Source organism: Luteibacter sp. RCC_6_2 (assembly GCF_041360655.1).
In the GTDB taxonomy this organism is placed as follows: Bacteria; Pseudomonadota; Gammaproteobacteria; order Xanthomonadales; family Rhodanobacteraceae; genus Luteibacter.
The window spans coordinates 24,740-45,728 of sequence record NZ_JBFUPQ010000017.1 but is presented as its reverse complement, the minus strand read 5'-3'; the positions used below and the strand labels follow the sequence as shown (position 1 = coordinate 45,728).

At 66.3% G+C, this 20,989-nt stretch carries 22 protein-coding genes; 9 read left to right on the top strand and 13 right to left on the bottom strand.

Annotated elements, in window-relative coordinates; genetic code table 11:
- Window positions 1-446: 446 nt before the first annotated feature.
- The 3 genes from AB6730_RS16785 to AB6730_RS16775 all read right to left on the bottom strand — a co-directional run bounded on the left by AB6730_RS16785 (window position 447) and on the right by AB6730_RS16775 (window position 3,561).
- Window positions 447-1,148, bottom strand: a complete 702-nt coding sequence (locus AB6730_RS16785) for a C40 family peptidase (RefSeq protein ID WP_371024746.1) — start codon at window positions 1,146-1,148, stop codon at window positions 447-449.
- Between the two features lie 257 nt (window positions 1,149-1,405).
- Complete coding sequence (locus tag AB6730_RS16780) at window positions 1,406-2,122, bottom strand: YggS family pyridoxal phosphate-dependent enzyme (RefSeq protein WP_371024745.1); 717 nt, start codon at window positions 2,120-2,122, stop codon at window positions 1,406-1,408.
- Window positions 2,119-3,561 (bottom strand): M20 family metallopeptidase, encoded by a 1,443-nt coding sequence (locus AB6730_RS16775; protein WP_371024744.1) that lies wholly within the window; start codon window positions 3,559-3,561, stop codon window positions 2,119-2,121. The genes AB6730_RS16780 and AB6730_RS16775 overlap by 4 nt, the downstream gene beginning before the upstream one ends.
- A 195-nt stretch (window positions 3,562-3,756) precedes the next feature.
- Between AB6730_RS16775 and AB6730_RS16770 the strand changes: the two genes are divergently transcribed.
- The 3 genes from AB6730_RS16770 to AB6730_RS16760 all read left to right on the top strand — a co-directional run bounded on the left by AB6730_RS16770 (window position 3,757) and on the right by AB6730_RS16760 (window position 5,217).
- Window positions 3,757-4,092, top strand: a complete 336-nt coding sequence (locus AB6730_RS16770) for a ComEA family DNA-binding protein (RefSeq protein ID WP_371024743.1) — start codon at window positions 3,757-3,759, stop codon at window positions 4,090-4,092.
- A 105-nt stretch (window positions 4,093-4,197) separates the two neighbouring features.
- Window positions 4,198-4,659 (top strand): SET domain-containing protein-lysine N-methyltransferase, encoded by a 462-nt coding sequence (locus tag AB6730_RS16765; RefSeq protein WP_371024742.1) that lies wholly within the window; start codon window positions 4,198-4,200, stop codon window positions 4,657-4,659.
- A gap of 21 nt (window positions 4,660-4,680) precedes the next feature.
- A complete protein-coding gene (locus tag AB6730_RS16760; protein ID WP_306847975.1) occupies window positions 4,681-5,217 on the top strand; it encodes a GNAT family N-acetyltransferase in 537 nt (178 codons plus the stop codon).
- An 8-nt stretch (window positions 5,218-5,225) separates the two neighbouring features.
- Here AB6730_RS16760 and AB6730_RS16755 read toward each other — a convergent pair whose 3' ends face one another.
- From AB6730_RS16755 to AB6730_RS16740, 4 genes are all read right to left on the bottom strand, one after another.
- A complete protein-coding gene (locus AB6730_RS16755) occupies window positions 5,226-6,137 on the bottom strand; it encodes a hypothetical protein (RefSeq protein WP_371024741.1) in 912 nt (303 codons plus the stop codon).
- Window positions 6,134-8,386 carry a M1 family metallopeptidase gene (locus tag AB6730_RS16750; protein ID WP_371024740.1) on the bottom strand — a complete coding sequence of 751 codons (2,253 nt, stop codon included), beginning with the start codon at window positions 8,384-8,386 and terminating at the stop codon, window positions 6,134-6,136. Before AB6730_RS16750 ends, AB6730_RS16755 begins: the two co-directional genes overlap by 4 nt.
- A 74-nt stretch (window positions 8,387-8,460) precedes the next feature.
- Window positions 8,461-9,321 (bottom strand): 2OG-Fe(II) oxygenase, encoded by an 861-nt coding sequence (locus AB6730_RS16745; RefSeq protein WP_371024739.1) that lies wholly within the window; start codon window positions 9,319-9,321, stop codon window positions 8,461-8,463.
- A 95-nt stretch (window positions 9,322-9,416) separates the two neighbouring features.
- Window positions 9,417-9,668 (bottom strand): GIY-YIG nuclease family protein, encoded by a 252-nt coding sequence (locus AB6730_RS16740; protein ID WP_371024738.1) that lies wholly within the window; start codon window positions 9,666-9,668, stop codon window positions 9,417-9,419.
- Between AB6730_RS16740 and AB6730_RS16735 the strand changes: the two genes are divergently transcribed.
- On the top strand, window positions 9,667-10,785 hold the full coding sequence (locus AB6730_RS16735) for a PLP-dependent aminotransferase family protein (protein ID WP_371024737.1): 1,119 nt from the start codon (window positions 9,667-9,669) through the stop codon (window positions 10,783-10,785). The genes AB6730_RS16740 and AB6730_RS16735 overlap by 2 nt on opposite strands.
- A 4-nt stretch (window positions 10,786-10,789) precedes the next feature.
- Here AB6730_RS16735 and AB6730_RS16730 read toward each other — a convergent pair whose 3' ends face one another.
- Window positions 10,790-11,605, bottom strand: a complete 816-nt coding sequence (locus AB6730_RS16730) for a ThiF family adenylyltransferase (RefSeq protein WP_371024736.1) — start codon at window positions 11,603-11,605, stop codon at window positions 10,790-10,792.
- A 65-nt stretch (window positions 11,606-11,670) separates the two neighbouring features.
- Between AB6730_RS16730 and AB6730_RS16725 the strand changes: the two genes are divergently transcribed.
- From AB6730_RS16725 to cqsA, 4 genes are all read left to right on the top strand, one after another.
- Window positions 11,671-12,060, top strand: coding sequence for a cytochrome C (locus tag AB6730_RS16725; protein WP_371024735.1), 390 nt, complete (start codon window positions 11,671-11,673; stop codon window positions 12,058-12,060).
- Window positions 12,061-12,106: 46 nt separating this feature from the next.
- Window positions 12,107-13,483: a sensor histidine kinase gene (locus AB6730_RS16720; protein ID WP_371024734.1), complete on the top strand. Its 1,377-nt coding sequence runs from the start codon at window positions 12,107-12,109 to the stop codon at window positions 13,481-13,483.
- Complete coding sequence (locus tag AB6730_RS16715) at window positions 13,483-14,520, top strand: response regulator (RefSeq protein ID WP_371024733.1); 1,038 nt, start codon at window positions 13,483-13,485, stop codon at window positions 14,518-14,520. The genes AB6730_RS16720 and AB6730_RS16715 overlap by 1 nt, the downstream gene beginning before the upstream one ends.
- A 270-nt stretch (window positions 14,521-14,790) precedes the next feature.
- Window positions 14,791-16,056 (top strand): alpha-hydroxyketone-type quorum-sensing autoinducer synthase, encoded by a 1,266-nt coding sequence (cqsA, locus tag AB6730_RS16710; protein ID WP_371024732.1) that lies wholly within the window; start codon window positions 14,791-14,793, stop codon window positions 16,054-16,056.
- Between the two features lie 27 nt (window positions 16,057-16,083).
- Here cqsA and AB6730_RS16705 read toward each other — a convergent pair whose 3' ends face one another.
- The 4 genes from AB6730_RS16705 to AB6730_RS16690 form a co-directional block, all read right to left on the bottom strand.
- Window positions 16,084-16,389, bottom strand: a complete 306-nt coding sequence (locus tag AB6730_RS16705; protein ID WP_371024731.1) for an Mpo1-like protein — start codon at window positions 16,387-16,389, stop codon at window positions 16,084-16,086.
- A gap of 14 nt (window positions 16,390-16,403) precedes the next feature.
- On the bottom strand, window positions 16,404-17,270 hold the full coding sequence (locus AB6730_RS16700) for a pirin family protein (RefSeq protein WP_371024730.1): 867 nt from the start codon (window positions 17,268-17,270) through the stop codon (window positions 16,404-16,406).
- Window positions 17,271-17,369: 99 nt separating this feature from the next.
- Window positions 17,370-17,573: a cold-shock protein gene (locus AB6730_RS16695; protein WP_089973954.1), complete on the bottom strand. Its 204-nt coding sequence runs from the start codon at window positions 17,571-17,573 to the stop codon at window positions 17,370-17,372.
- A gap of 1,111 nt (window positions 17,574-18,684) precedes the next feature.
- Window positions 18,685-18,894: a cold-shock protein gene (locus AB6730_RS16690; RefSeq protein ID WP_371024729.1), complete on the bottom strand. Its 210-nt coding sequence runs from the start codon at window positions 18,892-18,894 to the stop codon at window positions 18,685-18,687.
- A 338-nt stretch (window positions 18,895-19,232) separates the two neighbouring features.
- Between AB6730_RS16690 and AB6730_RS16685 the strand changes: the two genes are divergently transcribed.
- The gene (locus tag AB6730_RS16685; RefSeq protein ID WP_371024728.1) at window positions 19,233-19,703 is read left to right on the top strand and encodes a hypothetical protein; all 471 of its coding nucleotides are present in this window, start codon (window positions 19,233-19,235) and stop codon (window positions 19,701-19,703) included.
- Here the strand turns inward: AB6730_RS16685 and AB6730_RS16680 are convergent, their stop codons facing one another.
- Window positions 19,704-20,972 (bottom strand): winged helix-turn-helix domain-containing protein, encoded by a 1,269-nt coding sequence (locus AB6730_RS16680; RefSeq protein ID WP_371024727.1) that lies wholly within the window; start codon window positions 20,970-20,972, stop codon window positions 19,704-19,706. It abuts the gene before it with no gap.
- Between the last annotated feature and the right edge of the window lie 17 nt (window positions 20,973-20,989).

The window sequence follows — 20,989 nt, the reverse complement described above, 5'->3', positions numbered from 1 at the left end:
GGAAGAGCCGTCGGCCGCCACCCTCGTGGCGAGGTGTGGAACCGAGGAGCGACGGGCGAAAAGGCCCGCAGGGGGCCGGCCTGGACGGCCGGCCGTTTTCGCTGAGGCAGGAGCCGAATCGAAAACCCCGCCCGGCGCGACGGGCGCGACGGGGCGCCAGCCATAGAACATGGCCGCGCAAGCGGCACCCTTTCCCGAGCGACGGTGGAACCGGAGCGACGAGGGTGGCGGCCGACGGCTCTGCTCGCACATCCCAACGCGAGGGCGAAGCCGAGCCATGCAGAAGAAACTGGCCCGCTGCCGCGGGATCGCCGCTGAAGCGGCTCCCACAAGGGGCGGTCCCCACCAGGGGCGGCTTCCACCAGAAGATTCCGGCACAAATGCAGGCCAAAAAAAACGGCATGCCGGAGCATGCCGTTTCGGAAATATGCGTTGAAGGGTGCCCGTCAGATCTTTGCGATGCCTTCGGGGCGCTTGGCGCCGACGAAGTGCTTGGCCCAGTAGGCCTCGTTGAGGCTGTCGACACGGACGGTCTTGCCCGCCGACGGCGAATGGATGAACTGACCGTTGTCGATGTAGATGCCTACGTGCGACACGGCTTTGCCGCGTGTGCGGAAGAAGACCAGGTCGCCCGTCTTCATTTCGCTGCGCTTGACCTTCAGGCCGGCGAGGAACTGGCTGGCGGAATTGGTCGGAAGGTCGAGACCGATGCTGTGCATGAACACGTAGCGGACGAAGCCGCTGCAATCGAAACCGGTGGACGGGGCACGGCCACCACGGTGATAGCGGATGTCACGCAGCTTCATCGCGAAGGCGAGAAGCGCCTCCCGTGCATGACCGTCGACGTGGCCGGCCAGCTTGGCGGTGGCGGCGGCGACGAGGCTGTCGTCGTCATCGTCGGCGGAGGCGTCATCGTTGGTGGCGACCTGGCTGGCGGCGGGAGCCGCGGGTGCGATCAGCGAGGAGGCATCGGGAACGGCGGACTGGGCGAGCGCGGTGGCCGGGGCGAACACCGGCAGGTCGGTCAGGAGGAGTGCGGCGGACTGGTCGAGGCCCTGCGGAACGGTGACCGTGTCGGCGATGACGGGTGTTACGGCGGCGATACAAAACGTGGCTAACGCGAGAGCGGTCAGTCGCTTTAAATGCATGAGCGAAAAGGCCTATTCATCGTGAAGTTAAGCCGCCGTGAAGGTGAGACGACCGTGAACGAGGGGTGAAGTTACCAAACCGGATTCAACAAGTTGTTCGCATAAGGTTAAAAACGGTCATTCCTAGGAAACATTCAGAGAAGTCGCAGGAAACTGCGGTCTGCGGGGCTAATTCCTGAATGGACATAAGGACTTACTTTCACCTATGTGAGGGTCCGGCGGCGCCGTCACGGCGGGCCGGTTACCGAATTTGTGCATCAGGTCTCAATCGCGGGCTTGTAGGACCTTGCCCCGAAGATCGCGCTGCCTATGCGTACCTCGGTGCTGCCCTCGGCAATCGCGAGCGCGAAATCGCCGCTCATGCCCATGGACAGGCGGTCGACGGGATGACCGGCGTCACGCGCCCTGTCACGAAGACGATACAGGGTACGAAAACAGCCCCTGACGACGGCGTCGTCCGGCGAGGCTTCGGCGAGCGTCATCAGCCCCCGTAGCCGAAGCGAGGAAAAAGCCTTCAACTCGTCGAGGAATCCGGGAAGGTCCTCCGGCGCCAGTCCGAACTTGCTTTCTTCCCGCGAGGTTTTCACCTGGACGAGCACGTCGATCGCCCTGCCCCGCGCCTGCAGGGCTTTATCCAACGCCACGGCGAGGTCCAGCCGATCCAGCGACTGCACCTCGGCGGCGAGCTTCGCCACCGCCTTGGCCTTGTTGGTCTGCAGGTGGCCTATCACGACCCAGTCGAGCCGCTCGTCCGCCAGTCCGGCGGCCTTCGCCTGGATTTCCTGCACCTTGTTCTCGCCGAAACGACGCAGGCCCAACCCTACCGCCTCGCGCACCACGTCCTCGCCGAAGGTCTTGCTGACAGGCAGCAGGGTCACCTCGGCCGGATCGCGGCCGGCCTCGTGGCAGGCCGCGGCGATCGACCCGCGCACCGCCGCGAGACGCGCGGCCAGCGTGCCGGCGCCGTCGCTCATGCCTTCGCCGCTTCCTGGAAATGGCGCGCCACGACGTCGGCCACGACCATGCTCACGCGCTTGCCCGTCGGAATGTGCAGGAACTCGTTCGGCCCGTGGGCATTCGAGTGCGGACCGAGCACGCCCGTGATGAGGAACTGCGCCTGCGGAAATTTCTCACCAAGCATGCCCATGAAGGGGATGCTGCCGCCTTCGCCCATGTAAGCCGCCGGCGCGCCGAAGTAGTGCTCCGAGGCCTTCGCGACGGCTTCTTCGAGCCACGGCGACAGCGCCGGCGCGTTCCAGCCGCTGCCGTCCTTCTCCAGGTCGAAGGTGACCTTCGCCCCATACGGCGGGTCTTTCTCGAGCAATTGCTTGAGGAACTTGCCCGCTTCCGCGCCGGAGAGGGTCGGCGGCACGCGCAGGCTGAGCTTCACCGAGGTCTTCGGGCGCAGCACGTTGCCGGCGCTGTCGAGCGCGGGCAGGCCGCCGGCGCCGGTGACGGCGAGTTGGGGGCGCCATGTGCGGTTGAGCACGAGTTCGGCCAGGTCGTCGGTCACCGGCTTCATGCCTTCGACGAAGGGGAACTTGTCGTACACGTCGGTACCCAGCACTTCGGCCGACCGCCGCGCCTGCTCCAGACGCTGCGCCGGGATGTCCACATAGAGTTCCGGCGGCACGATCGCGCCCGTCTGCGGATTCTCCAGGCGGTTGAGGATCTCGCGAAGAATGCGGAAGCTCGAAGGCACCACGCCCGAGGCGTCACCGGAATGGACACCCTCCTCCAGCACCTGCACCGTCAGGTTGCCACCGGTCATGCCGCGCAGCGACGTGGTGAGCCAGAGCTGGTCGTAGTTGCCGCAGCCCGAGTCGAGGCAGACCACGAGCGCCGGATTGCCGATGCGGCCGGCCAGGTGGTCCACGTAGTACGGCAGGTCGTAGCTGCCGGATTCCTCGCAGGCCTCGATGAGGATCACGCAGCGCGCATGCGGCACGCCCTGGTCGCGCAGCGCGAGCAGCGCCGCCAGCGAGCCGAAGATGGCGTAGCCGTCATCCGCGCCGCCGCGGCCGTAGAGCTTGTCGCCCTTGAGCACGGGCGTCCACGGACCGAGGCCTTCGGACCAACCCGTCATCTCCGGCTGCTTGTCGAGGTGGCCGTAGAGCACGACGGTTTCATCCGTGCCCTTGCCCTGCACGCCCTGAGCGGGCACGTCGATGTAGATCAGCGGCGTACGGCCTTCCAGGCGAATCACTTCCAGCGACGCGCCTTCGAGCGAGGGCAGCTTCGAGCGCGCCCACGATTCCATCAACGCCACCGCCTGGTCCATGTAACCGTGTTCCCGCCACTGCGCGTCGAACATCGGCGACTTGTTCGGGATACGGATGTACTCGACCAGTTGCGGGACGATTTCCGCGTCCCAGAGGCCGCTGACGAAGGAAGAAATGCGGGAGGTATCCATGGCGGACCGGACTCGTTGGGCAAAGGTCGATTGTAACAGCGACGACGGCGGCGCCTTCGGCGACGTCGGCACAACCACGGCATGCGCGGTGGCATCCCCTCACCCGGATTTCATCGCCGCGCCAGTTCGCGCCGACCCTGGCACGACGCAGAGTGCCCCTGCGTCGTCCGACGCTGCCCACCATGGAGAATCCACGTGAACAGTCATCTCGCCACCCTCGCCGCGCTCGCCTTGCTGCTGCTCGCCCCGCTCGCCATCGCTTCGTCGCCCGTGAACATCAACACCGCCGACGCGCCGACCCTCGCGCAGTCGCTGGACGGCGTGGGGCTGGCCAAGGCCCAGGCGATCATCGCCTGGCGTGAGGCGAACGGCGCCTTCGAATCGGCCGACCAGCTCGCCGAGGTGAAAGGCATCGGCGCGTCGCTGGTCGAGCGCAACCGCGACGCCATCCAGGTGGACGACGGCAAGGCGGCCAGGAAAACCAAGGCGGCCAAGCCGTCCAAGGCCAAGCCGGGCGCCGAGGACGACTGAACCCCTCTTCCTGGCCACTACCGCCGCCGGCCGAACGCGCTACACTCGCGCCCCATGCCGGCGGCGCACTTGCGCCCCCGCCAGGAACAGGGGCTTGATGATCCAATGATCCTGCCGCGTTACCGTATCGCCGATTCCGCCATCCCAGGCGCCGGCAAGGGTTTGTTCGTCGACGAATTCGTGGCCGCCGGGCGTGTCGTCACCGCCCCGGACCAGATCGATCGCACGCATGCCTGGGCCGAGATCATGGCCTCCCCGACGCTGTCCGCCGACCTGCACGCCGCCGCGCGCTGGTTCGAGGACCGCTACACCGTTTCCCCCGAATGGCCGGACGAGTGCTACGTGAACCATAGCTTCGAGCCCACCGGCCTGTGGCACCTGGGCTTCATCTTCGCCGCGAAAGACCTTCCGCAAGGCACTGAAATTACAGTGGATTACCGCCATCTCCTCGCTCCAGGGCAGGATGAAAGCTTCCAAGACGCGGCCACTGGTGAGAAAATAACCGGCTTGTCCTGGCAGGAAAGCCTCGCGCTGAGCACTCACGCTCTGGCTCGACTGCTCGGCTGACACTTGGTCACTTCGATGGCAATTGCAGACATTCCCGTTCTGGAAACACCGCGCCTGCGGCTCACCGCCCTTACCGAACGCCATTTCGACGATTACGCGGCCATGCTCGCGGACGCCGAAAGCACGCGCTGGATCGGTGACGGGCAGCCCCTCGACCGGATGAACGCGTGGCGCTCGATGGCCATGCTGCTAGGTCATTGGGCCTTGCGCGGTTGCGGCATGTGGGCGATCGAGTTGAAGGACACCGGCGAATTCATCGGCCGCGCCGGCCTGATGAAGCCCGAAGGCTGGCCCGACCTCGAACTGGGCTGGATGCTCAAGCCCGAGCACCGCCACCACGGCTACGCCACCGAAGCGGGTGAAGCCATCCTCGATTTCGCCTGGAAGCAGATGCACGCCCAGCGTGTGATCAGCCTCGTGCGCATCGGCAACGAGGCCTCCGACCACGTCGCCGAACGCCTGGGTGGCGAGCACATCGACAACATCGATTTCCTCGGCGGCGCGACGCACCTGTTCGCGTACTACCCGCCGCACCGCGAAGTGCGCCGCGCCGGCTGAAGCGCCTCTTACAACGCCGGCGCGAAATCCGTGCGGCGGCGCCGATGCGGATTGACCGCCACCAGCCCGGCCAGCGCCAGCAGGCGTGACGTGCGCATCCACGCCATGACGGCCACGCCGAGCTGGACGATCAGGATGCCCACCAGGAGTCCGCTACCCGCACCGGTGGTATGTCCCCGCCACGCGGCGATGAGCACCGTCAGGACGCCGCCCACCAGGGTGATCGCCAGGTAGACGAAAACGCTCGCGAAGGGGCGGCGGACGAACTGCATGAATCCCCTGCCCAGCGCGCGGAAGGCCGAACGCAAGCCGACGTCGGCGATGAACTGCGCGCGAGCCGATTCGACGATCACCTGCGCGATCACGAAGAACAGCAAGCCCACCGCGAGCGCACCGTGCTGGTACAAGTCGGCGGTCGAGGGCAGGAACGCGGCATCGGCCTTGCGCTCCGCGAACGTGGACGCACCCTGCGCCACCAGGACGAACAAACCATAAGGAACCAGGGACAGGATCATCAGGCGAAGCATGCGCCCGTACTCCATCGCCCCGCCTTGAAGCAGGCCGCCGAAGCCGAGCGCCCGGTTCGCGCGGCCACCGGCCACCGCCATGCCGGTCAGGAAGGGCGATATCGCCAGCGTCAGCAGGACCCCCGCCAGGAAGGCCATGCCCGTCCATCGATTGGCATCGCGCAAGGCGGAGAAGACATCGGCGAACATCAGTCCGTCGAAATGCGCTGCCCACGTATCGGCATGCACCGAATACCCGAGTAGGCGATCGAGCACCTTCCACAGCGGCAAGGCGACCACCATGGTCGGCAGAAGGGTGATCAGTATCCACAACAGCACCAGCCGCCATTGCAGGCCGCCGAGCGTGCCATGGCCGATGGCCGCGATGGCCGAGCGTTTCTGACGGTCGTTCATAGCGTCACCAGGAAAGCGTAGAGGCCCTGCAGCAGGGCCGCGAAATCGGCGCCCCAACGATTCGAGGCGGCGTGGTTGGCGTCCACGGTACGGCTGTCGTCGAGCTTGTTCGCGTCCAGGTAGATCTTCCTGTCGGGGTCGAGTTCGGCGGACGTGCCCTTCACCGGCTTGGTGAAGACGAAACGGGCCCAGCGACGGTCGTCGTCCCAGTGCACGGTCTCGACCGATCCGTCCGCGAACGACACCTTGAGCGTTTGCGGAACGCGCGCGCCGTCCCGCCACACCGTGACCGTCGTCTTCCACGGGAACGGCCCGGTACCCTCGGCCGCATCGGGATGCGCGTCTTTCCATGCCTCACGCTGCTTCGACACCGCCTCGTCGTTCTGCTCGGACGACAGTTCGACCCGATGGCCGTCCTTGATCGTGGTTCCCGCGAGCGGCAACACTTCCTCGCTGACGATCTCTTTCACGCGGTCGTCGATCCGCGCGGTGCCATAGACGTACTGGTCGAACACCTGCGCGACGACGTCGGGCTTCCCCGAAACCTCGGCGATCGACGCCTGGAGGTCGGCGATCGACGGGTGACGGAAATGCCATGTCGCGTAGTACTGGCGATACGCCTTCTCCGTCACGTCCTTGCCGAGGCGCTCCTCGAGATCGTGCATGGCCGTGGCGGTGCGCGAATACACCGTGCCGTAGTCGGCGCTGGACAGACGGTCCCACGCGTTCTGCCCGAGCGGGTCGGATGGACGCGGCAGCGCCGCGACCATCCGTTCGAGCGCGAACACGTCCATCGGCGCTTCCACGCCGAAGAACTGCCAGAACGGCTTGGTCAGGTACACCCGCTGCTTGCGTTCGCGCAGCATGCGGTCGTCCCAGTATTCGTTGAGGCCTTCGTCGAGCATCGGCTCCTCGAATTCGTTCGAGGCGAGCAAGCCATAGAAATAGCCATGGCCGAACTCGTGGATGGTCACGAAATCGAGGATGTATTCATCGAGCGTCTTCGGCTTCACCTCGGTGAAGCTATCCGCGGTGAAGAACGTGGGGTACTCCATGCCACCCGCTTCGGACGCATTGAACGGCGGCACCACGGCGGTCACCGTCTTGTAGGGATAAGGACCCAGCGTCGACGAAAAATAAGCGAGCGAATCGATGGTCGCCTTCAGCACCGGCTTCGCGCTCGCCTCGTACTCGGGTGGATAGACCACCTTGACCTTCACCCGCGGGCTGCCCGGACCGGTGTACTCACCGTCGAGCGTCTTGTAGCCGGGCGCGGCCATCCAGGCGAAATCATGGACGTCGGCCTGGGCGAAATGCCAGGTCAGTTCGTTGCCTTCGGGCGTGGGATCGCCCTGCTGTTCGCCGACGGCCGCCACCACGTAATCGCGGGGCACGGTCATGCGAACGTCGTATTCGCCGAAGTCCGCGTAGAACTCGCTGTTGAAATGGAATTCGTGCACGTTCCAGCGCGGCTCGGTGGCACCTCGCTCACCAGGCAGTTCCAGCACGCCGATCTTGGGAAACCACTGGCCGACGAGGTGGAACTTGCCGACGTAGCCGGTCCGCTCGATCACGCGTGGCAACTGGCTATGGAAGTTCATGTCCAGCGTGACGCTTCCGCCCGCCGGGACCGGCCGCGCCAGGTCGACGCGAACCACGGTATGGTCGGTGTCGGGGCCGCCATCCGGATGGACGTAGCGCCACTTCAACGCCGCGCCATCCTGTTCCACATTGCCCAGGTCAATGTAGCCCCACTCGCCCTTTTTCACGTCGGCGACGCCACGCGATCCACCGTGGGCCGCGAGTACGCGCCGTTCGGTGAAGAAGGTGCTTCCCTCGCCCTCGAAGGCGTTGAGATAGAGGTGCAGGAACACCGCGCCGACGGGCCGGTCGCTCCGATTGCGCCAGGTCAGCTGCTGCTGGCCGTCCACGGTGTGTTTCGCGGGATCGAGGCGAGCCTGTATCCGGTAGGACACGACGCGGTCGGACAGCGTCGCTTCGCTGCCGGTGCGCGGCCCGCCCCAGGCCGTGGGTGCGCTGGGCGTGCGCACGAAACCGGCATGTGCCGAGGCGAAAGGAATCTCGGCCGGCTCGATCGCCACGGCCGCCGGTGCGGCGACCGTCGAGCCGGCGGCGGGGCCCGGCGTGGCGGGCCGGGCTTGCGCAGGCTCCTGTGCCCATGCGCCCGGAACGCATGCGAGTGCGCCAAGCGCGACAAAACGAACGACTCTGGCTGCCTGTCGGCGCATCGATCGACCCTCCCCTTTAAGCCGATGAGATTGCGGGCTATGGCGTGGGCCGGATATAGGCCAGAGGTCACGGTTCAACCAGGAAACGACCGCTCACGCATCCACTTGGTGAGGATCCACTTCTCGCCGCGGACCACGGGTGCCCCGCCGTGCAGCGACAACGGATCGAGCGATCCGTCGGGCGCCGTGTACTCGAAATACAGCGCCTGCCCCTTGCGCGGCACGTAGCTGAAGTCGATCCGGGGGAAGACGGTTTCGCCACCGGCCTCGACGTCGTTGAGGTACATGATCAGGGTCGATACGCGCTGGCCGCCGTTCTTCAGGTGCGACTGGCTGCCCGGATCGTCCGGCGGGAAGAAATCGAAATGGGGCACGTATTGGGCGCCGACGCCATAACGCATGGCCTGCAGTCCCTCGCCGTGATCCTCGGTCATTCGCATGATCGCGGCGGCGCGCGCATCCACGCGAGCGATCAGCTCGTTCTCCGAACGCCCGAAGTTGGCGCCTTCGCTCGTCCGGATATCCTGCACGACGCCGATACCCGTGCCCGGGCTGACCACCTCCGAACGCGCCAGGCGCGTGGCGGCCAGGCTGCGCAGCTGGTCGCATTCGACCGGGTCCAGCACGCCATCGAGCACGGCGATCGTCGGGCGGGACACCCGCACGAGCACGCGTATGCCGCGGTCGCCCACGTAGAGGACATGACCATCGTCGAGGCGGCTGCTGAACGCGGCGGGCTCGGGGGCCTGCGCCGGCTGTCGCGGCGCCGCGTTGCCGAACAGCGCTTCGGCGATCGCGTCGCGTGCCGCCCATTCGTCGAAGCGGTTCTGTTTCATGATCCCGAGGAGGTCGGCGGGAGCGTGGCCGGCGGCGAGCGACTCGCCGATCCATCGGTGCCAATCGGGGGTGATTTTCGTGTGCAGGCGAGCTTCCATGGCATGGCCTCCTTACGTCTGTGGAATTCCGTTTCTCGTCACGCCCATCCTATGCCAGTCCCACATCGACGGGTACCCCGTGTCCCGCCGGGGAGCTACGCGCCGTCGCGGGCGTTCAGCCACGCCAGCTTCCTCGCCTTGGGCAGGCGCTTCACCTCGTACTCGGCCTTCGACGCGGCCGAGCGGTCGGCGAAGGGACGAAAGCCCAGCAGCCGGACCGGCGGATTGGCCCGCGTGTAACGCGCTCCCTTGCCCGCCACATGGGCGGCATAGCGCGCGTCGAGGTCGTTGGTGATCCCCGCATACCACGCACCGTTCCGGCATTCGATCAGATAGACACACCACATGGCGGCGAAGCCTAGCAGCCCTGGCGGGCAGCCCTACAATGCGACCATGGAACCCAGTTACAACCTGGCCGTGAACCTTCCCCTTCGCGGAAGCGTCGTGACCCGCCTTCGCGCCGCGCTGGCCACCACGCCGGTGGATGCCGGGTCGCTCGCATATCCCGATCCCGCCGGTGCCCTGTGGATCAGGAAAGCGATCGCAGGCTGGCTCGAGCGCGTGGGAGGGCACGGTCCGGTCGATCCCCGGCTCATCGTCTTGACGATCGGTGCGCGGCATGCGCTCGCCCTCGCCCTGGCCGCATCCACCGCCGGAAGGCATTCCGCCCTCCTCGTCGAGGAGCACACCTACCATGGCGTCCGCCGCGTGGCGCGGCACCTCGGTTCGCGTTGCGTCGACGTGGCGATGGACCGGCATGGCATGAGGCCCGACGCCGTGGAACAAGCGGCCAGGCGATCCGGTGCGCGTGCCCTTTATGTCCAGCCCACGTTGCAGAACCCGACGACGGCGACGATGCCGCTGGAACGGCGCCTGGATATCGTGGAGGTCGCGGAGCGCCTCGGCCTGACCATCGTCGAGGGCGACGTCTACTCACCGCTGCATCGGCCGGCGCGCGAGGACCTGCCGCCACTGGCCCGCCTCGCCCCCCATCGAACGGTGCACTGCGGTGGCATCGGCAAGATCCTCGGACCGGGCCTGCGCGTCGGTTGGATGCTGCACGCCGACGCGGCGACACAGGCGGCTACATCGGCCAGCATCCAGCTCGAACAGGACGGCCTGCCGGCGCTCACGCCCTCCATCGTCGCCCGCTGGATGGATGACGGCACGGCGGAGGCGCTGCTCGACGAACTGACCGCCGCCATGGCGTCACGCGCCGGGATGGCCCGGCGGATCATCGGCGACGACCTGGTCACATCGGGGACCGGCCTGCACGCGTGGCTTCCGCTGCCTGACGCGCCCGCCATGGAGAAACGCCTCCTCGCACATGGCGTCCACGTCGCCGCGTCGGAACACTTCGTCGACACGGGACGGCGGGCTGCCGGCATCCGCCTCGCCATGGGCGCCGAGGAAGATCCGGACCGGCTCGAAGAGGCACTACGGATCGTCGCCGCCGGGCGCTGAAAGGTCAGCCCCGCACCGAGGTCAGTTTTTCGAGCGCCTTGCCTACCGCCGCGAAAGCGAACGCCCCGGTCACATGCGTGGCCGCGCCCAGCCCGCCGCCGCAGTCGAGCTTGAGCGCGTCGCCACCCGGCGGGCGCACGCCACAGACACTGCCGTCGGGCTGCGGATAGCGTACGTTCTGCAACGAGTAGACTGCGGAAACACCGAAGAAGCGGTCCGGGTTGCGGGGGAATCCGTATTCCTGGCGAAGCTTCTTCCGGATCATGCTGAGCATGGCGTCGTGCTCGGTCCGCGAAAGATCGCGCACGCGAACCTGGGTGGGATCGGTACGTCCGCCCGCCGCGCCCACGGTGACCAGCGGGACCTTGCGCCGGCGACACCAGACGATGGTCTCGAGCTTGACCTTCAGCGCGTCGCAGGCGTCGATCACCACGTCGTAATTGCGGTCCAGCAGGTCGTCGAGGGTCGACGGGGTGAGAAAACGCTCCACCGCTTCCAGACGGATGGTCGGGCTGATCGCATGCGCGCGTTCGGCGACGACGCCCACCTTGGGTTTTCCATACTGGCCGTCCAGCGCATGCAGTTGGCGGTTCGTGTTCGAGAGGCAGACGTCGTCGCCATCGATCAGGGTGAGCCGGCCGATGCCGCTTCGGGCCAGGGCCTCGGCCGCCCATGAGCCCACCCCACCCACGCCGATCACGCAGACATGCGCATGCGCGAGGCGGTCGAGGCTGCCGCGGCCATACAGGCGCTCGATGCCGGCGAAACGTTCTGCCTGGGCCGTGCTCACGTGGGTCTCGATCGGGAAATCCGTGTTCATTGTCTCATATCGAAAGAATGGGACCGTCGGCTATGCTGGCGGCCTCGTGCTGCCATGGATCACCGATGCGCCCGTTGCTACTCGTCATCCTCGGACTCGTGGTCGGCGCGATGGGTGCCACCTTCGCCTTGTCCGCGCTGCGCCAGGGAACGCCGTTCCATCTCGGGGTGATGGCGGTCATGCAGCACCACATGGGCGTCCTGCGCGCCAACGTGCGGGCGAAACAGTGCGATGCCAAGGGCTCGCTGGCCCACCTGTCGCGCATGCGGGAAAGCGCCAGGGACATTCGCGAGGCCTTCCCCGGCATGGACGCACCCTTCTACGGCGGAGGGGACAAGCTCCTCACGGCGCTCGACGGCGCCCTCGCCCATGCCCCTGACAGCTGTGAGGCCCTTGCCGGGGCGCTGGCTCCCATCGGCGAGGCCTGCCAGGCCTGCCACCAGCAGTACCGATGAACGCGTTCGCTTGCCCCTCGAGCCACTGACGGACGCCATGCCCCCCATGTCCACGCCCCCGGACAACTCGACCCGCCCGCGGCAGTTCTTCCGCATGCAGTTGTGGCTGCTGCTGCGCGCGATGGCCCGGTTCGAAACGACGATGTTCCTGCGCACGCGTTATTCGCAGCCGAAGATGGTCGCGATCGGCGTGGTCGGCAGTTTTTCCCTCGCCGTGTACTACCCGGTATGGGCGTACCTGTTCCCGCAGCCGTACGAAAACCTGCCCATGCGGCTGCTTTGCAGCGCCACCTTCATCCCGCTGGCCCTGTTGCCATGGTGGCCGCGTCGCCTGCGCACGCACCTGCCGACGTACTGGTACTTCGCGATGACCGTGGCGATGCCGTTCTTCGTCGGCTACATGACCTTGCGCAACGCCACGCCCGCATGGCTCATGACCCACCTCGCCTGCGTGATGCTGCTGATGATGCTGTTCGACATCGCCAGTTTCCTCGTGGTCTTCACCCTGGGCAGCCTGATCGCCGCCCTGGTGTTCGCGCTCTCGCCGGAGGCGCACCTGCACACCCAGACCATGCTCGAGTACATCCCGCTCCTGCTGTTCGGCATGGTCGGCGGCGCCACGTGTACCGTGTCGTCCAACATGGCCGAACAATCGAGAATCGACGCCTTGACGGCGGCCTCCAACAACATCGCCCATGAGCTGCGCACCCCCCTGGGTTCGCTGCGCATCGCCGCGCGCGCCGTCGCCCGCTTCATGCCCGACCTCCTCCGCAGCCACCGTCTGGCCGAGAGCCAGGGGCTGCCCGTACCCGACGTGCGCGCACAGAACCTGCACGCGCTGGAGCGCAGCATCGGCGTCATGGAGCGCGAGGTCACCTACGCGAACACCATCATCGACATGCTGCTGCTCTCCGCCCGGCCGATCGGCGAGGTACCGCTCACCCCGCTGGGGGCACGCGAATGCGTGGAGCAGGCCCTGCGCCGATTTCCCTATGGCTCGCGCGCGGAGCGCGAAAGGATCACCCTGTCACCCACGGGCGACTTTCGCCTGCTCGGGGAGGAAGCCCTGGTGGTCCATGTGCTCTTCAATCTGCTGCGTAACGCGCTGTTCCATATCGACCGGGCCGGCAAGGGGGAGATCGCGGTGACTATCGAACCGGACGAACAGGCCAACCGGATCCGGGTCCTGGACACCGGCCCCGGCATCCCGCCGGACGTGCTTCCCCGCATCTTCAACCGTTTCTATTCCTATTCGAGCGACAGCGCCGGGAGCGGAACCATCACCGGGCTGGGCATAGGCCTCGCTTTTTGTCGCGCGGCGATGGAGCATATGGGCGGTGGCATCGCATGCCGTACCAACCTGGGTGAATTCACTGAATTCACCCTTACCTTCCCGCATCCGGAGACCGGGGACCGGCAGTGATGACGCTGAACTCACAGGGCGATATCCAGCCCTTCCATTTTCCGACCACGACGGTGCTCGTGGACGACCACGAGGAATACCTCGACGTCGTCCCGTTGCTGCTCGATCCGATGGTGCGGGTGCGCACGTTCAGTTCCCCGCGTAGCGCCCTGGCCACGCTCGGCAACAACGGCAGCCGCCCCGTGCCTGGCGGCGGCTGGCTGTACCGCTGGAAAGACCGTCCCTCGGAAACGCAGGAACTGGTCGCCCTGGACATCGACTCGATCCACCGGGTGGTCTACGACCCCGAGCGGTTCGCCGAGATCTCCGTGGTGGTGGTCGACCAGGCCATGCCCGAGATGGATGGCATCACCTTCTGCAAGCGCTTGCCGAATCCGCATATCGGCAAGATCCTGCTAACCGGCCGCGCCGACGATGCGACGGCCATCGACGCCTTCAACTCCGGGGTGATCGACCGCTTCATCCGGAAGAACGACCCCCTCGCGATCGAAAAACTGCAGACCGCCATCACCGAACTGCAGCACCGCTACTTCGAACGCGCCAGCGCCTTCGTCGCCGAGACCCTGGCCCTGGGCAATTTCCGCTTCCTGCGCGACCCGGCCTTCCGCGAAGTCCTGCAGAGCGTCACGGCCACGTTCCAGCCGGTGGAATGCTACGTGCACTGCAATCCCACCGGGCTGCTCCTGGTCGACGCGTGGGGCATCGGCCGTTTCCTCCTCGTCCAGACGGACGAGGACCTGCGTACGCACTATGAAATTGCGGCAGATCTGGGGGCGCCGGCCACGGTCCTGGAAGCCCTGCGCAGTGGCGAGGCCCTGCCCTGGTTCAATTCACGGGACGGCTTCTACCACAAGGGTGTCAGCCACCCCGAAGCGCACCTGTACCCGGCAACGGCCATTTCCGGCGAACAGTGGTACTACTACGCTCTCATCGACGACGTGGAGCGATTCCGCCTGCAGCATGTGAAGTCATACCGCACATGGCTACGCGAGCAGGACCTGAGCCTGGCCGCCGACAGCAGGCCGCGCTTCATCTAGCCGGGCCCTGAATCCAAACGAGTTCACCTTCCCGTGGCGGAGCTTCCGGCGCGCGGTAGCCGTTTGGTCCGAAAATCCGTCGTCACGTTCGGACCACCCGGTCCCAACGACGTCTCTCTGGTAATGGCATGAGGCAGGGGCGCCGCGCGGCGGTGCCCCGGTGGGACGCCTCTCTCTAACGAATTCGCGTCTGCCCGGGCGAGGCCGACGCATGCCGCCCTCCCGGGCGGTCCGGAATTCGCCCATCCATCACCTAGAGAGAGATGAACCATGGAAAATGTTTCCGTCCTGCACCGCCTTGCCAAGGCACCCGCGCTTCCCGATTTCGTCGAGCGAAGGGTCGATCGATTTCACAACGAACGCGTGGCGGTCGATTGGGGTGGCCGTCACATTTTGAGGGGCCGACAGCCGCACGACGGTGACCTCATGCTCCAGAGCAACGACTATCTCGCCATCGCCGGGCACCCCACGATCATCGAAGCACAGCGTACGTCCCTGGCCGAAGGAGGCCTGGGAATGATGATGTCGGCCCTGTTCCAGCAGGATGCCGGACAGCCGTTGCACCGCGTGGAGGCCGAGTTGGCGCGAGCCGTCGGCAGCGAGGACGGCATCCTGGCCCAATCCGGTTTCGCGGCCAACGTGGGCCTCATCCAGTCCATCGCCACGGAACGCGTGCCGGTGTACGTCGACATGCTGGCCCACGCGTCGCTGTGGGAAGGCGTCCGCAGCGCGGGCGCCAAGGCGGTGTCCGTGCTGCACAACGACGTCGCCCACCTCGAACGGCAGGTATTGCGTAACGGCCAGGGCGTGATCGTCGTCGATGCGGTCTACAGCACCAACGGAAGCGTGGCCCCGCTGGTCGAGATCGCGCGCGTGGCCAGGGAGCACGGTTGCGTCCTCGTCGTGGACGAGTCCCATTCGCTCGGCACGCACGGGCGTCGCGGTGAAGGTCTCGTGGCCAGCCTTGGCCTCAACGACCGCGTGCACTTCATCACGGCGAGCCTGGCCAAGGCCTACTGCTCGCGCGCGGGTTTCATCGCCTGCACGACGCGTTTCAAGGACTATTTCGGCTGCGAGGCGCTACCCGCGATTTTCAGTTCCTCCCTGCTGCCCCATGAACTGGCCGGCCTTTCGGCCGCGCACCGGGTCATCCAGGCCGAAGGCTGGCGCAGGCGCCGGCTGCGCGGGATCACCCGTCATGTGCGCCATGAACTGACCGCCCTGGGCTACCCCATCGGAGACGGCACCGAGCAGATCGTCGCGTTCGAGGCGGGGCAGGAAATCCTGACCGGGCGCGTGCGCGACATCATGGAGCGTCATGGCGTGTTCGGCTCGGTGTTCAGCGCGCCGGCGACGACGGTCAGCCGTTCGCTGCTGCGCTTGACCCTCAACGCGGGCATGAGCGACACGGACGTGGAAAGACTGGTCGAGGCGTGCCGGTCGGCCCGCGGCGAGATGGCGATCGATTCGTGGAGCGCGGCGCGGCGCGCGCAGCGTGAATGCCATCGGCAGGAAGCCCCCGCCGAGGTCGCTTGATGGACGCCCTGCCCGGCTCCGGCCAGCTCAGCGCAACGATACGCGCCCGCGCAAGATGTCGACGAACATCACCCAGTCGCCCATGAGGCTGTAGAACGGATGGCGAAAGGTCGCCGGCCGGTTTTTCTCGAACACGAAGTGCCCGATCCAGGCGAAACCGTAGCCACCGACCAGCGCCAGCAACAGCCAGCGGAGCTGGCCGGTGGCGACGAGCATGACCAGCGCCGCCAGTACGACCCAACTGCCGGCGAAATGCAGGCGGCGGCAACGCACGTCGGTGTGCTCGCCGAGGTAATAGGGGTAGAACTCACGGAAACTGGTGAACCTGGCCATGTCCCGTACTCCGCTCAATAGGTGGGCAGGGGAATCCGTTCGTACTCGTCGCCGGGCACGACCGGGAAGCGGCCCGCGGACCAATCGGCCTTGGCCGCCTCGATCAGTTCATTCGAACTGGCCACGAAATTCCACCACAGGTGCCGCTCGCCATCGAGTGGCGCGCCGCCGAACAACATCACCAGCGACCGCTCCTTCGCCTCCAGCACCGGCGGCTCGCCCTCGTACGCCACGGCCATGTCCAGCGCGGCGAGGTCGGTTTCGCCGAAGCGGGCGGCACCCTCGACCACGTAGGCGCCCCATTCGGCATGCTGCTCCGGCATCCGCAGGCGGGCGCCCTTCTCGAGGCGCGCCTCGACGAAGAACATGGGAGCGAACACGCGTACCGGGGACGTCTCGCCGAAGGCATCGCCTGCAATGACCACGAGCCGGGCTCCGTCACGCTCCACTTTCGGCAACTCGGCCGCGGCGTGGTGATGAAATTCCGGATCGATCCCTTCATGCGACTTCGGCAAGGCCACCCATACCTGGATGCCATGCAGGTTGCCGCCATGCCGCGCGTCCGGTGGCGTGCGCTCGGAATGCACGATGCCGCGGCCGGCGGTCATCCAGTTCACATCGCCGGGATGGATGTCCACGGCACTGCCGAGGCTGTCGCGATGGCGGATCACGCCATCGAACAACCAGGTGACGGTGGCGAGGCCGATATGCGGATGCGGGCGCACATCGAGTCCCGCGTCGTCGCCGAACGCCACGGGACCCATCTGGTCGAAGAATACGAAGGGGCCGACGTGCCGCGCCTTCAGGTGGGGAAGCATGCGCCGCACGACGAATCCGCCGCCGAGATCGCGCGGCTTGCCGTCAATGGGAATGGTGGTCATGGGTGGCTCCGCAGGGCACGCAAAAGCTCCTCCGGCGCGGCTGCGCCGAAGGAGCGGAAGTCATGCAAGGACGGGTGGCTCAATGCCAACCCGAACGAATCACTTCGGGACGACGTTATCCGCCTGCGGGCCCTTCTGGCCCTGGGTCACGGTGTATTCCACCTTCTGGCCTTCCTGCAGCGACTTGAAGCCGTTGCCCTGGATGGAACGGAAATGCACGAACACATCCGGACCACCTTCATCCTGAGTGATGAAGCCAAAGCCCTTGGCGTCGTTGAACCACTTCACAGTACCTGTTGCCATCACACACACCTCTATCCAACACTCGAAAACCGGCTCGCGAGCCGGCGACTTACTGGGAATGCAGGACCGGGTGAAGCGATGGAGCGTCGGACTGCTCGCTTACATCGGGTCACTCTCGTGACCGCGCAGACACAGTGGCTCCGATAATAACCACATTTTTCAGAAGTTCTGTAGGGGAACCCCTACAGAGGACGATTTTTTGACGTCGGTCACGTAGAAAAGCGTGAAGAAGCAGGGATTGGGGCTCTCGCTTCCATCGATCGGTGTCAGGGCTCGGCTTCGCCCTCGCATTCGTTATGTGCGGCGAGGGGAGCTGCCGGGCGCCACCCTCGGCGCGACAGGCGGCGCCGTCCCTTGGGAAAGGAAAGCCGCTGCGCGGCCGTGTTCGATGGCTGGCGCCCCTTCGGGCTCGGACGGTCGGGCGGGGGTTTTCGATTCGGCTCCTGCCTCAGCGAAAACGATCGGCCGTCCTGGCCGATCCCCTTCGGGCCTTTTCCGCCCGTCCGTCCTCGGCTCCTCATGTCGCGCCAAGGGTGGCGCCCGGCAGCTCTCTCGACACTGCGGCGGGTGGGTGGGAAGAGCAAAGCCCGCCGCGCCACGTGCCGCTAGTCACCAGCCATTTGCCGGTTGCCGGTGCCGCACCCGGGTGGGAAGCGGGCTGGCCCGCGATTCCTCGATCTTCTCGCTGGTGAAGGAAGCCTTGCGGTGATCGGGCGAGGCTTGTCACCGCTCGCTCGGTGGCAGTGCACAGCCTCATTCGCTCGAAACAGGGTGGCGAATCGCGGGCCAGCCCGCTTCCCACCCGGTTGAGGGAGACTCGCCGGAGGCGGCTTGAACGGGGCGCCAGCCATAGAACATGGCCGCGCAGCGGCACCCTTTCCCGAGCGACGGTGCAACCGGAGCGACGAGGGTGGCGGCCGACGGCTCTGCCCCACCAACCCAACGCGAGGGCGAAGCCGAGCCGTGCAGAAGAAACCGGCCCGCTGCCGCGGGATCGCCGCTGAAGCGGCTCCCACAAGGAGCGGCTCCCACCGGGGTCGGTTCCATCGGGCACAAAAAAAGCCGGGCGTTGCCGCCCGGCTTTTCGCAAAACTTGGGTTGCCCCGGCCGATTAAGCGGCCTGGACTTCCTCAGCCTGCAGGCCCTTCTGGCCATTCACGACCTTGAAGGAGACCTTCTGGCCTTCGGCAAGGGACTTGAAGCCATTGCCCTGGATAGCGCGGAAGTGGACGAACACGTCCGGACCAGCCTCACGGGAAATGAAGCCGAAGCCCTTGGCGTCGTTGAACCACTTTACGGTGCCGATCTCACGATCCGACATAGAAACACTCCAATACGATTTACGAATGAAACCAGCCACTTGTTTAAGTAGCTGCATTACTGGTGTGCAAGGAAACGCGAGGAGCGAAGCGATGTTGCGGATACGTGATCAGCTGCATCGGGTCAACATAACTCTATGACCCCGGCAAACACAGTCCGCCGACTATACTCGTCCCTGAAGGAAATAGCGATCACCCTGGATTTGTCCCAGGCTGCCCATCGCTGACGTGGATTTCACCCCGGTTGGGGACATCCTTGCCCCGCGTCGCACTAGCGGTGCGACTTTGGCTACCATCCGTCCACGCTCGCCAAGGGGACCGACTACCCATGAACCGCTCCATGATCCGTATTGCCCCGCTCCTGATAGGCGCCCTCGCGCTGGCCGCCTGTTCGGACCACAAGACCAAGCCGGAGCCCACCAGCACCCGCACCGTGAGCTCGACCACGACGACCGGTGGCAGCACGAAGACCACCACCTCCACCACCTCCACGAGCGCCGCCCCCAAGAGTGGCGGCAGCCGCGCGGGTACCAGCAGCAAGCAGGCTCCCCTGCCCGACAACACCGGCATCGCGTCCTGCGACGAGTACCTGGCCAGCTACAAGAGCTGCCACCTGGCCGCCGGCATCTATGCTCGCGACCAGATCGAAAGCCGCTACGAGCTCATGCGGACCAGCCTGCTGCGCCAGTCGCAGGACGCCGACATGCGCGACCAGCTGTCGAACCGCTGCACGTCGCTGGCCAACCAGCTCAAGGAAGCGCTGCACGGCAAGTCGTGCACGGACGTGCCCGCCCCCGCCTCCACCCGCTGATCAGCCGGACAAGGCCTTGCCGATGAGCGAGGCCAGTCCCCGGGGCTGGCTTCGCTCCACCACGACGCGGGGCGTGCCGTGCCAGGCGGCGCATTCGCCGATCGCCGACGCCAGCCCGTCCACGAGCGCCGGCGACAGAGCCACATCTGGCTCCAGCCACATGCCCAGGACCTGGAACAAGCCGCCCTGGCGGTGGGCTTTCGCATCCACGCGCCCGACCAGCCGGCCACGATGCAGGATGGGAAGTACGTAATAGCCGTATTTGCGCTTCGGCGCGGGCGTATAGCACTCGATCGTGTATTCGAAACCGAACAGGTCCAGCGCACGCGCACGGTCCCATACGACGGGATCGAACGGGGACAGCAACGTGGTCCGCGTCGCCCGCAGGCTTCCCCGTGCCGCCTCGTCGAGCAACGACGCATGCGTGCGATGCACGTAGGCCGGCTCGTCCCAGCCGTCGACATCTATCCGTATCAGTGATCCGTCGGCCAGCATCGGCAGCAGTTCCTCGTCCGTCACGCGCGGACGCAGACGGAAGTAATCCGCTATCCAGCGTGCCTTCGCGATGCCGAGCGCACGCACGCTTTCGACGATGAAATGCCGGCGCACGGCCGGCTCATCCAGGATGCCGGGGGGCGGAGGCTCGGGCCAGCGCGCGGTCACCCGCTCGGCGAGGTCGTAGACCCGCTGGAAGCGCTCCCTCCGCGTCACCATGAGCCGGCCCAGGGCGAACCATGCCTCCAGCCAGCGTTTCTCCGGTTTCCAGCCCCACCAACCCTTGCTCGCCGGACCGTCACGTTCGAAATCCGCGGCACGCAGGGGACCCTCCCGGCGAATCCGCTCCAGCAGCGCATCCATGTCGGTGCGCGCCTCGGCACGGGTACGCTCGGCGCTCTTGTGCGCCCAGTGGCCCGCGCGCCCCGAGCGGTAGTCGCGGTGGTAGCGGAATTCGCCGGAGGGCACGAAACACGCCTCGTGGGCCCAGCATTCGGCGATGAGGCCTTCGGCCAAAGTTTCGTCGAGCCATTCGTTGCGGTAGCCACCGAGGCGCGAGAACAGGACCATGTAAGGGCTACGTGCGACGACGTTGATCGTGTCGATCTGCAACAGTCCCATCCGCGCGATGATCGCCGCGATGTCCGGCTTGCGTGCCTTGCGGGTACCCCGCTTCAGCAAGCCTTGCGCGGCGAGGTGCAGGAGTTGGGCGGAGCGGGATGAAAGGCGGAGCACGTCGCCCGTGGAGGCGCCGTCGGATACGCGTGACGACACGGTGGAGGCCTTATCGC

Bases quoted from the DNA above. Each gene is read 5' to 3' on its own strand.
- AB6730_RS16785 (WP_371024746.1), bottom strand. From the start codon at position 1,148: ATGCATTTAAAGCGACTGACCGCTCTCGCGTTAGCCACGTTTTGTATC.
- AB6730_RS16780 (WP_371024745.1), bottom strand. From the start codon at position 2,122: ATGAGCGACGGCGCCGGCACGCTGGCCGCGCGTCTCGCGGCGGTGCGC.
- AB6730_RS16775 (WP_371024744.1), bottom strand. From the start codon at position 3,561: ATGGATACCTCCCGCATTTCTTCCTTCGTCAGCGGCCTCTGGGACGCG.
- AB6730_RS16765 (WP_371024742.1), top strand. From the start codon at position 4,198: ATGATCCTGCCGCGTTACCGTATCGCCGATTCCGCCATCCCAGGCGCC.
- AB6730_RS16755 (WP_371024741.1), bottom strand. From the start codon at position 6,137: ATGAACGACCGTCAGAAACGCTCGGCCATCGCGGCCATCGGCCATGGC.
- AB6730_RS16750 (WP_371024740.1), bottom strand. From the start codon at position 8,386: ATGCGCCGACAGGCAGCCAGAGTCGTTCGTTTTGTCGCGCTTGGCGCA.
- AB6730_RS16745 (WP_371024739.1), bottom strand. From the start codon at position 9,321: ATGGAAGCTCGCCTGCACACGAAAATCACCCCCGATTGGCACCGATGG.
- AB6730_RS16735 (WP_371024737.1), top strand. From the start codon at position 9,667: ATGGCGGCGAAGCCTAGCAGCCCTGGCGGGCAGCCCTACAATGCGACC.
- AB6730_RS16740 (WP_371024738.1), bottom strand. From the start codon at position 9,668: ATGTGGTGTGTCTATCTGATCGAATGCCGGAACGGTGCGTGGTATGCG.
- AB6730_RS16730 (WP_371024736.1), bottom strand. From the start codon at position 11,605: ATGAACACGGATTTCCCGATCGAGACCCACGTGAGCACGGCCCAGGCA.
- AB6730_RS16725 (WP_371024735.1), top strand. From the start codon at position 11,671: ATGCGCCCGTTGCTACTCGTCATCCTCGGACTCGTGGTCGGCGCGATG.
- AB6730_RS16720 (WP_371024734.1), top strand. From the start codon at position 12,107: ATGTCCACGCCCCCGGACAACTCGACCCGCCCGCGGCAGTTCTTCCGC.
- AB6730_RS16715 (WP_371024733.1), top strand. From the start codon at position 13,483: ATGACGCTGAACTCACAGGGCGATATCCAGCCCTTCCATTTTCCGACC.
- cqsA (WP_371024732.1), top strand. From the start codon at position 14,791: ATGGAAAATGTTTCCGTCCTGCACCGCCTTGCCAAGGCACCCGCGCTT.
- AB6730_RS16705 (WP_371024731.1), bottom strand. From the start codon at position 16,389: ATGGCCAGGTTCACCAGTTTCCGTGAGTTCTACCCCTATTACCTCGGC.
- AB6730_RS16700 (WP_371024730.1), bottom strand. From the start codon at position 17,270: ATGACCACCATTCCCATTGACGGCAAGCCGCGCGATCTCGGCGGCGGA.
- AB6730_RS16695 (WP_089973954.1), bottom strand. From the start codon at position 17,573: ATGGCAACAGGTACTGTGAAGTGGTTCAACGACGCCAAGGGCTTTGGC.
- AB6730_RS16690 (WP_371024729.1), bottom strand. From the start codon at position 18,894: ATGTCGGATCGTGAGATCGGCACCGTAAAGTGGTTCAACGACGCCAAG.
- AB6730_RS16685 (WP_371024728.1), top strand. From the start codon at position 19,233: ATGATCCGTATTGCCCCGCTCCTGATAGGCGCCCTCGCGCTGGCCGCC.